This is a genomic window from Blautia sp. Marseille-P3087, from assembly GCF_900120195.1.
In the GTDB taxonomy this organism is placed as follows: domain Bacteria; phylum Bacillota; class Clostridia; order Lachnospirales; family Lachnospiraceae; genus Blautia_A.
This window is the reverse complement of record NZ_LT635539.1, coordinates 1,589,230-1,604,134: the sequence shown is the minus strand read 5'-3', so window position 1 is coordinate 1,604,134 and position 14,905 is coordinate 1,589,230. Positions and strand designations below refer to the sequence as shown.

The following is a 14,905-nucleotide window of genomic DNA, read 5'->3' as shown; positions in this document are numbered from 1 at the left end:
TAAAGTATAATTAAGGAATAAAAAAGAGAGGGACAGGAAACCAATGAAAGAATTACTGTACGGAGCAGCATATTACGATGAATATATGCCATATGACCGGCTTGAAAAAGATGTTGCCATGATGAAAAAGGCCGGAATCAACACCATTCGGATTGCAGAATCAACGTGGAGTACATGCGAGCCGCAGGAGGGTGTCTTTGATTTTTCGCATGTGACCCGTGTGATGGATGCGATGGAAGAAGCGGGAATCAACGTCATCATTGGGACTCCGACTTATGCGGTGCCGACATGGATGGTGAAAGCTTATCCGGATGTGCTTGCAGAGACTGTCAAAGGACGGGGCATTTACGGTGCAAGACAGATTATGGATATCACACATCCGGTCTATCGCTATTATGCGGAACGCGTGATCCGTAAACTGATGGAAGTTTCGGCACACCGAAAATGTGTGATCGGATTCCAGCTTGACAATGAAACGAAATATTACGGAACTGCAGGCAAAAATGTTCAGCTTGGCTTTGTCAAATATCTCAGAGAAAAATTCAACAACGATCTTGATGCACTGAATCATGAGTTTGGGCTGGATTACTGGAGCAACCGGATCAATGCATGGGAAGATTTTCCGGATGTGCGTGGAACGGTCAATGGAAGCCTTGGCGCAGAGTTTGAAAAATATCAGCGCAGCCTTGTTGAGGAGTTCCTTGGCTGGCAGGCAGAGATTGTTTCAGAATATAAGAGAGAAGATCAGTTTATCACTCACAATCTGGATTTTGAATGGCATGGCTATTCTTATGGTGTGCAGCCGGATGTAGATCATTTTAAATGTGCGAAGCACCTGACACTTGCCGGTGTGGATATTTATCATCCGACACAGGACGCACTTACAGGTGCTGAAATCGCTTTTGGAGGGGATCTGATTCGCTCTCTGAAAAACGATAACTACCTTGTGCTGGAGACGGAAGCACAGGGATATCCGGGATGGACTCCGTATGACGGGCAGCTCCGCCTGCAGGCATACAGCCATCTGGCGGCAGGAGCACTTGGCGTCATGTACTGGCACTGGCATTCCATTCATAATTCTTTTGAGACGTACTGGCGGGGACTTCTGAGCCATGATATGGAAGAAAATGCCGTTTACCGCGAGGCATGTATTATAGGAAATGAGTTTAAAAAATTATCTTCCATTCTGTCTGGCCTTAAGAAAAATAATAAAGTTGCAATTATGGTGAATAATGAATCTCTGACCGCGCTCAAATGGTTCGGAATCGAAGCGGACGCTGCCGGAAATGATGGAATAAGATATAACGATGTGGTACGCTGGATCTATGATGCCCTCTATAAAATGAATATTGAGTGTGACATTATTTATTCAGAGAGTACGGATATCGAAAAATATAAGGCAGTCATCCTGCCGGCAATGTACGTGGCTGATGAAAAGCTCCTGAAGTGTCTGAAAGATTATACAATGCACGGAGGCACACTGATCGCTACATTCAAGACAGCCTTTGCCAATGAAAATGTGAAAGTATATCCGGACAGACAGCCACATATTTTAAACGAAGTGTTTGGCATATATTATCAACAGTTTACATTTCCGAAAAATGTGACTCTGACCGGATTTGAGAGTGGTGCGCCGGAGGCAGAACATTTTATGGAGCTTCTGATGTCGGAAGGTGCGGAAACTGTTTTGTCATATCAGCATCCAAACTGGAAAAAATATGTCGCGGTTACGCGTCATGCATATGGCAAAGGTGAAGCGTGGTATATCGGATGTATGTTTGAAGAAAAGTACCTGCAGCAGTTGTTTGTCCGGATTCTGGGAGAGAACGGAATCCATGCGGCAGCGCCGGAACAGTTTCCGGTGATCGTCCGCGAGGGCATAAATGAAAAAGGTGAAAATATTCGCTTTTACCTGAATTATGCATGGGAAGAGCAAATAATTAAAGTTTCAGAGAAATTCAGTACAGTACTCGGTACAGCAGATGAGGAACACCGGGATGTTTTTCTTGGCTCATGGGATGTCTGTATCATAAAAATCGGCTAATGATAAGAAAATAAAACAGAGTTACAGAAGAGAGGTTTTGTTCCATTTTGGGACAGAATCTCTTTTTTGTACCATGACCGTGGATGGAGACTCATGTTATAATCCTGACATTCAAAAGACGAAGATGTTATAATTGTGACAAAAATATTTTGAGGGAGACAAAAATATTTGAATAAATTGTACAAATGCATTGAGCTTTTAATGCCGTTGTGGTAAAATTTGACTATGCGCAAAGGGAAAAATAGACAAATATTGGTAAAAAGGGAGAATAGTATTGAAACAGTGGTCGGAAATCATGCGTAATGTCACGATGCTGTCTCAGCTGGGGCTGTCGTTTATTACACCGCTTCTTTTGTGTCTGGCTCTCTGCTGGTTCATTATTTCAAAGACAGGTGTGGGCGGCTGGATCTACATTCCGGGATTTTTCTTCGGAATGGGCGGATCAGCTACTGTGGCATATAAATTTTATCTTTCTGTAAACAGACAGAACAAGAAACAATCAAAAAGTAAAAAAATATATTTTAACAGACATTCATAAACATCTAAATGAAGGACAGAATAAATGAAAGGAATGGAAAAAATATGAGTGGTTTACTGGAAAATGTGCAGCCGGCAGTAAAGAAGGAAACAAAGAGGGTCGTGATGATCACAGGAGCAGGACTGATCCTGATGTGGATCCTGTTTGCGATACTTCATTTCACAATGCCGGATAAAGTACCATTTGATTATACGGTAATTTTAGGTGGCATCGGCGGCGGCGTGATCGCAGTCCTGAATTTCTTCCTGATGGGGCTTGCAGTACAGAAAGCTGCGTCAGCCACAGATGAGGGGACAGCGAGGATGAAGCTCAAAGCCAGCTATTCGCAGCGTTTTATGATGATGATTCTGTGGGTGATCGTTGCAATCGTTGCTCCGTGTTTTCAATTTGTAGCGGGAATTGCTCCACTTCTGTTTCCGGGAACGGGACTGAAATTTGTGGGGATATTTCATAAAGCAAACTAGGAGGGGACGAATTTAAAGAGACGGGAGGTGAGTGAACGTATGGAACTGGATATTAATGGGGCAAGGATATTTTTCACTTTACCCATTGACCTGCCGGTTCTGGGACAGTTAAAAATCAGCGAGACCATGATCGTAAGCTGGATTGTTATGCTTCTGATCACAGGTTTGTGTATCTGGCTGACACATGATCTTAAAGAAGAAAATATTTCCAAACGGCAGGCAGTAGCAGAACTTCTGGTTGAACAGGCGAACAAATTCGTTATAGGCAACATGGGAGAGAAATTCAGATACATGATTCCATTTGTTGCAGCACTTTTCGCAACAAGTGTTGTATCAAACCTGATCAGCCTTGTCGGACTTCGAAGCCCGACATCAGATCTGTCTACGGAAGCAGCGTGGGCGGTTGTGGTATTTATCATGATCACTGCGCAGAAGATCAAGACCAGCGGTTTTGGCGGTTACTTAAAGGGATTTACACAGCCGATTCCGGTTATGACACCATTTAATATTCTTTCCGAACTGGCAACACCGGTCAGCATGGCATGCCGTCATTTCGGAAATATTCTTTCCGGTGTTGTTATCAATGGCCTGATTTATGGGGCGCTGGCAGTGGCAAGTTCCGCACTTCTGGGGTTGATCCCGGGACTTGTGGGTGATGTTCTGTCACAGATACCTGTTCTTGATGTAGGTGTGCCGGCAATTTTATCTGTATATTTTGACTGGTTCTCAGGAATTATGCAGGCATTTATTTTCTGTATGCTGACAGTTATGTACATTGCGAATGCTGCAGAAGAAGGTTAGGGATTTTGAGTGCGGGGCACTCGCAGAAACAAGGGATAATTAATTTATTACAGGAGGATTTTACTATGGATTTTCAGTTATTGGCAAAAGGTATCGCATTAGCAGGTTGTGCAATTGGAGCTGGATGTGCGCTGATCGCAGGTATCGGCCCTGGTATTGGTGAAGGTAATGCTGTTGCAAGTGCTCTGGAAGCAATCGGACGTCAGCCGGAGTGCAAAGGAGATGTTACATCTACTATGCTTCTTGGTTGTGCAATCGCAGAGACAACCGGTATTTATGGTTTTGTAACCGGTCTTCTTCTTATCTTCGTAGCACCGGGCATGTTCATGAATTTCCTTGGATGATAGAGAATATAAGGTAAAGGCAGAAGGCTGCAGCGGACAGATCAGGCGGCAGCAATAGGAGGTTACAAACATGCAGGTACAGGAATTAGTAGGAATTGTGCCTTGGAATTTTATAGCGACGATCTGCAACCTTTTTATTCAGGTGTATCTCATCAAACGTTTCCTTTTCAAGCCGATCAACGAAATGCTGGACAAACGCAAGGCGAAAGCCGATGCCGAGATTCAGGATGCGGTGAAGGCCAAAGAAGAAGCTCAGGCCATGAAAGCTGAGTATGAAAAGAATATGCAGGAAGCAAAAGAACGGGCAAATGAAATCGTGATGACAGCACAGAAAACAGCGGCTGTTCAGAGTGAAGAGATGCTCAAAGAAGCTTCCAGTCAGGTAACAGCCATGAAAGAAAAGGCAGAGAAAGACATTGCACAGGAGAAACGTAAAGCTGTCAATGAGATCAAGGGAGAGATTGGCGGTATGGCTGTTGAGATCGCCGGCAAGGTAATCGAGCGCGAAATTAATGAAGAGGATCACACGAAACTGATTAATGATTTTATTGAGAATGTAGGTGAGGCATCATGACACAAGCTGCCAAAGTTTATGGTGGCAGTCTGTATGATCTTGCTGCCGAGGAAAAGCTCGCTGGACAGATCATGGAGCAGATGAATGAAATCAGACAGATCTTTCGGGAAAATCCAGAATATCTGAAATTACTGGGAGAGCCGGCAATTCCACAGGAGGAGCGGATAAAGATGCTGGACGAGGCATTTGGCGGACAGGTAGAACTGTATCTTTTGAATTTTCTGAAGCTTTTGTGCGAAAAGAAAATCTTAAGAGAATTTGCCGGATGCTGCGAGGAATTTACGCGGCGGTATAATACCGACCACGGAATTGTGGAAGCGGTAGTCACCGGCGCAGTGAAATTAAAAGACGACCAGATGGAAGCGCTGAGCGCCAAACTTGAAAAAGTCAGCGGTAAGAAGATACATCTGACACAGAAAACAGACCCGACCGTACTTGCCGGTCTTCGTGTAGAGATGGAAGGCAGACAGCTTGACGGAACGGTGCAGGGACGTATTTCAGATATTGAAAAACGATTGAACGAAGTAGTGGTGTAGTAAAAAGTAATAGCAAACGATAACAGGCTATGAAGCTATAAAATGTTAAAGGATGGAATGGACACATGCAATTAAAACCTGAAGAAATATCCAAAGTCATCCGAAGCCAGATAAAATATTATGAAAACGCCATTCAGCAGAATGAGACAGGTACGATCCTGATGGTTGGTGACGGAATTGCCCGGGCCAGTGGACTCGTAAACTGTATGGCGGGTGAACTGCTGGAATTCGAAGACGGAAATTTTGGCATGGCACAGAACCTTGAAGAAAACAGTGTTTCTATCGTAATATTTGGCTCCGATGAAAATATTGGTGAAGGTCAGACCGTAAAGCGTACAGGCAAGGTTGTGTCTGTACCGGTTGGTGAAGCAATGATCGGACGAGTAGTAAATGCTCTGGGACAGCCGATTGACGGTGCAGGACCTGTTGATACAAAAGAATTTCGACCGGTAGAGACGAAAGCACCGGGAATCTGCGAAAGACGTTCCGTATATCAGCCGCTCCAGACCGGTATCAAGGCAATCGACTCCATGATTCCGATCGGTCGTGGACAGCGTGAGCTGATCATTGGTGACCGTCAGACCGGTAAGACAACGATTGCGACAGATACGATCATCAACCAGAAAGGCAAAGATGTAATCTGTATCTACGTAGCCATCGGACAGAAACGTTCTACAGTTGCTTCACTGGTAGAAAATCTTACCAGAAACGGTGCGATGGACTATACCATCGTAGTCGCGGCAACGGCTTCTGAATCCAGTCCGATGCAGTATATTGCTCCGTACTCAGGATGTGCGATGGGTGAATACTTTATGAATAAAGGAAAAGATGTGCTGATCATTTACGATGATTTAAGTAAGCATGCGGTTGCTTACCGTGCACTTTCTCTTCTGATCCGTCGTCCACCGGGACGTGAGGCATACCCGGGGGATGTTTTCTATCTGCATTCCAGACTGCTGGAACGTGCAGCAAAACTTGACGACGAACATGGCGGCGGTTCACTTACAGCGCTGCCGATCATTGAAACACAGGCAGGCGATGTATCTGCCTATATTCCGACAAATGTAATTTCCATTACAGACGGACAGATTTTCCTGGAAACAGAGCTTTTCCATTCCGGTATCATGCCGGCGGTAAACCCTGGTATTTCCGTATCACGAGTTGGTGGAGATGCGCAGATCAAAGCAATGAAAAAAGTTGCAGGTACTCTGAAACTGATCTATTCCCAGTATCGTGAGCTGCAGAGTTTTGCTCAGTTCGGCTCTGATCTGGATGCTGATACCAAGGCACGTCTGGAACAGGGTGCACGTATCGTGGAAGTTCTGAAACAGAGCCAGAATGCACCTGTTCCGGTAGAAAAGCAGGTAGCAATCTTGTATGCAGTTACCAAAGGTATCCTTGAGAAAGTAAAGGTAGAGGATGTCAATGCATATGAAACAGGACTGTATACGTATCTTGATACAGATGCTGCCGGACTTGAAGTAATGCAGCTGATCAGCTCCACAGGCAAACTTGAGCCGGAGACTGAAGAAAAACTGCGTCAGGTACTGGAAGCATATACAGAGAATTTCCTGAATACAAGACCTGAAAAATAATGTGATTAGGAGGGTATGATCATATGGCTGGAAATATGAAAGCGGTAAAGCTGCGTATCAAAAGCGTACAGAGTACGATGCAGATTACCAAGGCCATGGAACTTGTAGCATCCTCCAAACTGCGTAAGGCAAAGGAACGTGCAGAAACCTGCCGTCCATACTTTACAGAGCTGCATGAGACACTAAAAGACATTGCAAGAGAAAATATTGATTTTTCCTCCGTATATGCCAGAGAGTCATCCAATCCCCGTTGCTGTTATGTGGTGATTGTCGGTGACAGAGGTCTGGCAGGCGGATATAATGCAAACCTTTTTAAATGTCTGGAATCAGCAGCGGAAGGTAAGGATTATATGGTTCTGCCGGTTGGCAAAAAGGCAGTTGAGTATTTCAGGCAGAGGGGCATTGAATGCCTGACAGACCGTTTTGCAGAGATTGCAGGTGTTTCTGTCGCAGACTGTTTTGAGATTGCGAATCTGCTTTGTGAAGAATTCCGAAAAGGAACGTTTGGGCATATTGAACTGTGTTACACAGTTTTCACATCAATGCTTTCCCAGCAGCCTGAGGTGTTTTCCATACTTCCGATGACTGATATCAGGGAAGAAAGCGGCGGCAAAGTAGATACAAAAAACCTGATACTCTACGAGCCGAATGCAGAAGTTGTGTTTGATGCCATCGTTCCGGAATATCTGGCAGGTCTGGTTTATGGCGGTGTTTGCGAAAGTACAGCCAGTGAACTTGCAGCCAGACGTATGGCTATGGACGCTGCGACCAGCAATGCAGAAGAGATGATTGATAAGCTCAATCTGTATTACAACAGGGCGCGACAGGCCAGCATCACGCAGGAGATCACGGAGATTGTTGCAGGTGCGGAAGGGCTTTAAAATATCATAGGAGACTTAAAACATGAGTGAAAAACACATTGGCGAAGTAGTACAGGTCATCGGTCCGGTTCTGGATATCCGCTTTGCGCACGATGAACTCCCGGCTCTTCTCAATGCCATAGAAATAGAATCAAACGGCGCAAAGCTGACAGCCGAGGTAGCGCAGCAGATTGGCGACGATGTCGTAAGATGTATTGCCATGAACTCTACCGACGGTCTTGTCCGGGGCACGAAGGCAGTGGATACCGGCGGCCCGATCACAGTTCCGGTAGGAGATGCCTGCCTGGGACGAGTATTTAACCTTCTCGGAGAGCCTGTAGACAATCAGCCGGCTCCGGAAGCAAAGGAACGCTGGTCTATTCATCGTCCGGCGCCTTCTTATGAAGAGCAGATGCCGGCAACGGAGATCCTCGAGACTGGCATCAAAGTTGTTGACCTGATCTGCCCTTATGCAAAGGGTGGTAAAATCGGTCTGTTCGGTGGTGCCGGTGTAGGTAAGACAGTCCTGATCATGGAATTAATCCACAACGTAGCAACTGCTCACGGTGGTCTGTCTGTATTTACCGGTGTTGGAGAGCGTACCCGTGAGGGTAATGACCTTTATAATGAAATGAAAGAAAGCGGAGTTATTGACAAAACAGCTCTGGTTTACGGTCAGATGAATGAACCGCCGGGAGCACGTATGCGTGTCGGACTTTCAGGACTTACCATGGCGGAGTATTTCCGTGATGAGAAGAATCAGGATGTGCTTCTTTTTATTGATAATATTTTCCGTTTTACACAGGCTGGTTCTGAGGTGTCTGCACTTCTCGGACGTATGCCGTCCGCAGTAGGATATCAGCCGACACTGGCAACAGAGATGGGCAATTTACAGGAGCGAATCACTTCTACACGTAAAGGCTCCATCACATCTGTACAGGCTGTCTATGTACCTGCCGATGACCTGACAGACCCTGCTCCGGCAACGACATTCTCACATCTTGATGCGACAACTGTACTTTCCCGTGAGATCTCCAGTCAGGGTATTTACCCGGCAGTAGATCCTCTGGATTCCACAAGCCGTATTCTTTCACCGGAAATTGTCGGAACCGAGCATTATGAGATCGCAAGATCTGTACAGAGAGTGCTTCAGCGTTACAAAGAACTTCAGGATATCATCGCTATCATGGGTATGGATGAGCTTTCTGAAGATGATAAACGTACGGTAAGCCGTGCACGTAAGGTACAGAGATATTTGTCTCAGAGCTTTTCTGTAGCAGAGCAGTTTACCGGTATGCCTGGTAAATATGTTCCGCTGAAAGAAACTTTAAGAGGATTCAAGATGATCCTTGACGGAGAATGTGACGACATTCCGGAGAGCTGTTTCCTGTTTGCTGGCACCATTGATGAAGTATTTGAAAAAGCTAAGAAGCAGTAAAGGAGGTGTCTTATGAGTACCTTCCCTTTACGGATCGGAACACCGGACGGTCTTCTTTTTGAAGGAGATGTGGAGCGCGTGGTCTGCAGAAGTGTAGGCGGTGATCTTGCCATTCTTGCAAGACACTGTAATTTCTGCACTGCCCTTGGTATGGGCGAAGCCAGCGTGGTCATGGAGGACGGAACCAGACGAACAGCGGCCTGCATCGGTGGAATGCTCTCCGTGATGAACGGAACCTGCCGCCTTCTTGCTACCACATGGGAATGGAAAGAAGATATCGACGCAGAGCGTGCGCAGGCAGCAAAAAAACGCGCTGAAGAAATGATAGCCAAAGGCGGTCTCACCGACCAGGAATATAAGATGGCATCTGCAAAACTGCAGAGAGCACTGGTGCGTCTGAGTGTAAAAGAATAAAATGAATTTTTTCAGGGAGGGCGCAGCTCTCCCTGAAGTTTTCTATGTTTACGATTCGCTTGTAAAGTGCTATGATGTGTATCACAATCATAAAAAGAATTGCCAGAGAAAAGGGAGTGGAGTTTATGAAGGATACGACGCTTGAGGGCAGGGCGAAAACGAAAAACGGTGTAACAAGACTTGTTTTTTCGGTTGTGTGCATTTTGCTGGAAGTGATATTTGTTTTACTGTTGTTTACCGGACTGAATCGTTACGCAGAGGCAATCAACCTGTGTACGAGGATATTGGGATTGATTGTCATTTTAAATATGTATGCATCTCCGGTTACTTCGACGATCAAGATGCCGTGGATTTTCCTGATCATGGTATTTCCGATCATGGGACTTACATTGTATCTGATGGTTGGTCTGAACGGCGGCACGAGTAAGATGCGGAAACGTTATAAAGATATTGATGAACGGCTTTTACCGTTGCTTCCGGAGAATCATAAGATTCAGGAAAAATTACAGCATACAATCCCAAAAGCGGGAAATATTTCTTCATATATACAGAGAAATGCCCTTTACCCTGTGTATCAGAATACAGATGTAACTTATTATGACGAGGCTTTGAAGGGACTGGAGGCACAGCTTGAAGAACTGGCTAAAGCAGAGCATTTTATTTTTATGGAATACCATGCAATCGAAGATGCCGAAGCCTGGCATCGAATCCAGAATGTGCTGGAAGAACGGGTAAGAGCCGGGGTGGAAGTTCGGGTATTTTATGATGATATGGGCTCGATTGGCTTTATTAATACAGATTTTATTAAGAAGCTGGAAGCGGTCGGAATCCGATGCCGTGTTTTCAATCCATTCATGCCGGGTCTGAATATGTTTCTGAACAACCGTGACCACCGTAAGATTACAGTTATTGATGGTAAAATCGGATTTACCGGAGGATATAATCTTGCAAATGAGTACTTTAACCTGACACATCCGTACGGTCAGTGGAAAGATACCGGTATCCGTCTGGAAGGAGACGCAGTGCGTTCTCTGACGGTGACTTTCCTTGAGATGTGGAATGCGATCAGTGACAGGGATGAAAATGATACAGAGTTTTCAAGGTTTCTGACAGATTATCCGTATGAAGCACAGCAGACCGGATTTATTCAGCCATATGCAGACAGTCCGCTGGATAATGAGCAGGTGGGAGAGGAAATTTACATCAGCATGGTGAATAAGGCGGAAAAATATTGTTGGTTTATGACCCCATATCTGATCATTACTGATGAAATGGCGCACGCGCTGACACTTGCTGCCAAACGTGGCGTGGATGTCAGAATCATTACTCCGGGAATTCCGGACAAAAAAATGATCTACAGTGTCACCAGATCTTTTTATCATGAACTGGTAAAGGATGGTGTACGTATTTATGAATGGACACCTGGCTTCTGTCATGCCAAAATGAGCGTTGCAGATGACTGTATGGCAACCTGTGGAACCATCAATCTGGATTATCGAAGTCTGTATCATCATTTTGAAAACGGATGTTTTATGGCAGACTGTGATGTGGTTCTGAATATCAGAGATGACCTGCAGGAGACGATGAGAGAGTGCCGTGATGTTACCGAAAAATACCGCACCGGGCGCAGCGCATATCTTCGTCTGGGGCAGCTGTTGATGAGGTTGTTTGCCGGACTGTTATAATTGCAGGTTTGTATGAAAATAGAAAACTTATGAGTTACTGTTCACAGGTAATATCCCGCGAGGTGTTTTGCCATGAATATGGCAAAATCCCGAGACATACGGGTCAAAATCCCATCACCGAAGGTGATTTGGAATGGATTTTGACCAAGTTGCTGTGAACGGAGTGAACAGTAACACTTATTATAGTAAAACAGCAGGATATATATCTGTTAGCATTGACTCACTACGCTTCTGTAAAGTACAATAAAGTCAGTTAAAAACGTAAAATAAGAAAGAAAAGAAAGAAAACAGAACAGACTCTGACGGCAAGGAATCATCCGAGCGGGAATAGTTGTTGATGTGAAATTTACAGGTTACTGCGAGTGAATCATACAGTGACATTTACAGGACTTCTCTACCCTGACGGTGGAGGAGTCCTTTTGTATACCAAAGAATGCAGGAGAAGATTTTTCGGGTGGAATCTGTAAGAGCTGTTTTTTATGAGGAGGGTATTTACAAATGCTGAAAGTAGCGATTTATGGAAAGGGAGGTATCGGAAAATCAACCGTGACTTCCAATCTGGCAGCGGCTTTTGCATCCATGGGAAAGAAAGTCATCCAGATCGGATGTGATCCAAAGGCAGATTCAACGATCAATCTGCTTGGCGGAGAACCGCTTCGTCCTGTCATGAATTATATGCGTGAGGAGGACGAAGAACCGGAGACTCTGGAGGATATTTCGAAAGAAGGATTCGGTGGGGTACTCTGTATCGAAACCGGTGGACCGACACCGGGACTTGGGTGTGCCGGAAGAGGAATCATTGCAACTTTTCAGTTGCTGGAAGACCTGAGATTGTTTGAAACATATCAGTCGGATGTCGTGCTCTATGATGTTCTCGGTGATGTTGTCTGCGGCGGGTTTGCAGCTCCGATCCGTGAAGGATATGCAGAAAAAGTTCTCATCGTGACCTCAGGAGAAAAGATGGCATTATATGCGGCGAACAACATTTCAAGTGCAGTACGGAACTTCGAAGACCGGAGCTATGCGCGGGTTTTCGGTATTGTTCTGAATCATCGAAACGTAGAAAATGAAACAGAAAAAGTACAGGCATTTGCACAGAAAAGCAACATCCCGATCGTAGGTGAGATACCGAGAAGTGACGAGATCATCCGCTGGGAGGATCAGGGTAAGACCGTGATCGAGGGAGACAAAAATTCTGAAATCAGCCGGAGATTTTTTGATCTGGCAGAAATGCTTCTGAAAGCAGAGGAAGAAGAATGAGCAGAGCATATTATTGTACAGTAAAAGAATTAAATGAGCTTGGAAAAGAGAATATTCCGGATCAGTTTAAGTCCAATATGCATCTGATCTACAGTTCACCGGCAACGCTTGCGTTTAACTCGCCGGGCGCGGAGGGATTTGGTGTAAAACGCGCAGGACTTGCCATACCGGATTCGATCATGCTGATCGTGGCGCCTGGCTGCTGTGGGCGAAATACATCCCTGATCAGCTCCATGCGTGAATATGACAATCGATTTTTCTATCTGATGATGGATGAGACTGACATTGTGACCGGACGCCATCTCAAAAAAATCCCGAAAGCGGTCGAAGAAATCTGCGAAAGTCTTGAGAAAAAACCATCAGTCGTGATGATCTGTATTACCTGTGTGGATGCGCTTCTCGGTACGGATATGGAGCGTGTCTGCCGCAAAGCAGAGGAGCGTGCAGGGCTTCCGGTACGTCCGTGTTATATGTATGCACTGACTCGTGAAGGGCGAAAACCGCCGATGGTGCATGTACGGCAGTCATTATATTCTCTTCTCGAACCGGCAAAGAAAATGGGAAATGTCGTTAATCTTCTGGGATTTTTTTCGCCGCTTATAGATGACTGTGAGCTGTATGATATTCTGCACAGTGCGGGTATAAAAACAATCCATGAAATCTCCAGATGCAGGGATTTTGATGAATACAAAACTATGTCCGAAGCGAACTTCAATCTGGTACTTCACCAGGAAGCAAGAGCAGCGGCAGAGGACTTTCATGAGCGTTTGAAGATTCCGTTTATTGAGCTTCGACGCCTGTATCAGACAGATAAAATAGAGAATCAGTATCAGGCATTTGGTTCGGTGCTGGGAGTTACTTTTGATACAACTGCGTATCGAAAGGCGGCAGAACAGGCGGTAGAAAACTTCCGAAAAGTCTGTCCGGATGCTTCTTTCGCAGTTGGTGAATGCATGAACGGTGATCCGTTTGAACTGGCACTTGCCCTTTTGAAATATGGATTTAAAGTACCGGAGATCTATGGAACGATCACGGTAGAAAACTTTGTTTATATGAAACAGCTTGCTCTTTTAAGTCCGACAACAAAAGTATTTTCAAATATGGAACCTACCATGATCTATTATGAACCAAAGGAGAGCGGCGTAAACATCACCATAGGAAAAGATGCCCTTTATTACCATCAGGATTGCCCGGGACTGATGTGGAATCAGGATGAGCAGCCGTTTGGATTTGCCGGGGTGAGAAGACTGTTTGGGGCACTTAAGGAGGTGGCAGAATGAGAGGACTTCGGAAATATCTGACACCGTTTGCACCGGATCAGTCAGGTGCAGTATCAGTGCTTTTTGAATTGGGAGGCATTGTGGTGATCTGCGACGCGGGAGGCTGTACCGGGAATGTCTGTGGTTTTGATGAACCACGGTGGTTTGAGCAGAAAAGTGCGATTTTCAGTGCGGGACTTCGAGATATGGATGCGATTTTGGGGAGAGATGACCGGCTGGTAGCGAAGCTTGCGGATGCGGCACGGAAGGTAGATGCGACGTTTGCGGCGGTGATCGGGACACCGGTTCCGGCAGTGATTGCAACGGATTATCTGGCTCTGAAACGCATGAGTGAAAAGAAAATAAATCTTCCGATTCTGACTGTGGATACGGATGGAATGGAGCTTTACGATAAGGGTGAAGAAAAAGCCTTTCTGGAACTTTTTAAGACATTTGCAGTGGAAAAATATCCGATAGATGAGCAAAGAATCGGCATTCTCGGAATGACTCCGCAGGATGTCAGCGACCTTGATGCGACAGATAAAATAAGGGATTTGTTTCAACAAAAATACGGACAGAAAGCAGTCTGTTACTGTATGGGAGATGGATTGCAAGAAGTAAAAAAATCATCTTCCGTGAGCCGAAATATTGTAGTTTCTCCGGCAGCACTTGCGACAGCAAAATATCTGGAAAAAACATTCGGAACACCATATGAAATTTATTATCCGCTGGTGGAAGATTTGATTCCGGAGATGGATTATACGGGTAAAAGAATACTTGTCGTACACCAGCAGGTGATTGCCGATTCTATCCGAAAAGAACTGCTGAAACGAAGCGCAGGAACGGTTCAGACAGCGTGCTGGTTTATGATGAAAAAAGAATTTCAGACAGATGGAGATGTGATTCTTCGTGATGAAGATGACTACATAGAACTGGTGCAAAACGGTGAGTTTGATATTATTTTTGCAGATAGATGCATGGAACGGATGACACCGGGATTTGAAGGAACATTTGTGAATACAAGGCATTTTGCGGTGTCCGGGAAATTAATTGAGAAATAAAAGAAAGCCTGATGTAGTCTGGAAAACCAGAA

General features: G+C 45.1%; 15 protein-coding genes. All 15 read left to right on the top strand.

The window, feature by feature from the left end; all coding sequences use genetic code 11:
* The first annotated feature begins 43 nt into the window (after positions 1–43).
* The 15 genes from BQ7344_RS07640 (at position 44) to BQ7344_RS07570 (ending at position 14,873) form a co-directional block, all read left to right on the top strand.
* Entirely contained in the window at positions 44–2,044 is a 2,001-nt protein-coding gene (locus BQ7344_RS07640) for a beta-galactosidase (RefSeq protein ID WP_072522108.1), read from the top strand.
* A gap of 274 nt (positions 2,045–2,318) precedes the next feature.
* Positions 2,319–2,582, top strand: coding sequence for an AtpZ/AtpI family protein (locus BQ7344_RS07635; protein WP_072522107.1), 264 nt, complete (start codon positions 2,319–2,321; stop codon positions 2,580–2,582).
* A 44-nt stretch (positions 2,583–2,626) separates the two neighbouring features.
* Positions 2,627–3,046 (top strand): hypothetical protein, encoded by a 420-nt coding sequence (locus tag BQ7344_RS07630; RefSeq protein ID WP_072523387.1) that lies wholly within the window; start codon positions 2,627–2,629, stop codon positions 3,044–3,046.
* A gap of 39 nt (positions 3,047–3,085) precedes the next feature.
* On the top strand, positions 3,086–3,847 hold the full coding sequence (locus BQ7344_RS07625) for a F0F1 ATP synthase subunit A (protein WP_072522106.1): 762 nt from the start codon (positions 3,086–3,088) through the stop codon (positions 3,845–3,847).
* Between the two features lie 65 nt (positions 3,848–3,912).
* Entirely contained in the window at positions 3,913–4,191 is a 279-nt protein-coding gene (gene atpE / locus BQ7344_RS07620) for an ATP synthase F0 subunit C (protein ID WP_005428180.1), read from the top strand.
* Positions 4,192–4,261: 70 nt separating this feature from the next.
* Positions 4,262–4,765 (top strand): F0F1 ATP synthase subunit B, encoded by a 504-nt coding sequence (gene atpF, locus BQ7344_RS07615; RefSeq protein ID WP_015541873.1) that lies wholly within the window; start codon positions 4,262–4,264, stop codon positions 4,763–4,765.
* A complete protein-coding gene (gene atpH, locus BQ7344_RS07610) occupies positions 4,762–5,301 on the top strand; it encodes an ATP synthase F1 subunit delta (RefSeq protein WP_072522105.1) in 540 nt (179 codons plus the stop codon). The genes atpF and atpH overlap by 4 nt, the downstream gene beginning before the upstream one ends.
* A gap of 65 nt (positions 5,302–5,366) precedes the next feature.
* Positions 5,367–6,896, top strand: a complete 1,530-nt coding sequence (atpA, locus tag BQ7344_RS07605) for a F0F1 ATP synthase subunit alpha (protein WP_072522104.1) — start codon at positions 5,367–5,369, stop codon at positions 6,894–6,896.
* Between the two features lie 23 nt (positions 6,897–6,919).
* Positions 6,920–7,777, top strand: a complete 858-nt coding sequence (gene atpG / locus BQ7344_RS07600) for an ATP synthase F1 subunit gamma (protein WP_072522103.1) — start codon at positions 6,920–6,922, stop codon at positions 7,775–7,777.
* A 22-nt stretch (positions 7,778–7,799) separates the two neighbouring features.
* Complete coding sequence (gene atpD, locus BQ7344_RS07595; RefSeq protein WP_072522102.1) at positions 7,800–9,194, top strand: F0F1 ATP synthase subunit beta; 1,395 nt, start codon at positions 7,800–7,802, stop codon at positions 9,192–9,194.
* Between the two features lie 12 nt (positions 9,195–9,206).
* Complete coding sequence (atpC, locus tag BQ7344_RS07590; RefSeq protein ID WP_015541878.1) at positions 9,207–9,608, top strand: ATP synthase F1 subunit epsilon; 402 nt, start codon at positions 9,207–9,209, stop codon at positions 9,606–9,608.
* A gap of 125 nt (positions 9,609–9,733) precedes the next feature.
* Positions 9,734–11,293: a cardiolipin synthase gene (gene cls / locus BQ7344_RS07585; protein ID WP_072522101.1), complete on the top strand. Its 1,560-nt coding sequence runs from the start codon at positions 9,734–9,736 to the stop codon at positions 11,291–11,293.
* A gap of 498 nt (positions 11,294–11,791) precedes the next feature.
* Positions 11,792–12,553 (top strand): nucleotide-binding protein, encoded by a 762-nt coding sequence (locus tag BQ7344_RS07580; RefSeq protein ID WP_072522100.1) that lies wholly within the window; start codon positions 11,792–11,794, stop codon positions 12,551–12,553.
* The gene (locus BQ7344_RS07575) at positions 12,550–13,833 is read left to right on the top strand and encodes a nitrogenase component 1 (RefSeq protein ID WP_072522099.1); all 1,284 of its coding nucleotides are present in this window, start codon (positions 12,550–12,552) and stop codon (positions 13,831–13,833) included. The genes BQ7344_RS07580 and BQ7344_RS07575 overlap by 4 nt, the downstream gene beginning before the upstream one ends.
* On the top strand, positions 13,830–14,873 hold the full coding sequence (locus BQ7344_RS07570) for a nitrogenase component 1 (protein WP_072522098.1): 1,044 nt from the start codon (positions 13,830–13,832) through the stop codon (positions 14,871–14,873). The genes BQ7344_RS07575 and BQ7344_RS07570 overlap by 4 nt, the downstream gene beginning before the upstream one ends.
* Positions 14,874–14,905 lie beyond the last annotated feature (32 nt).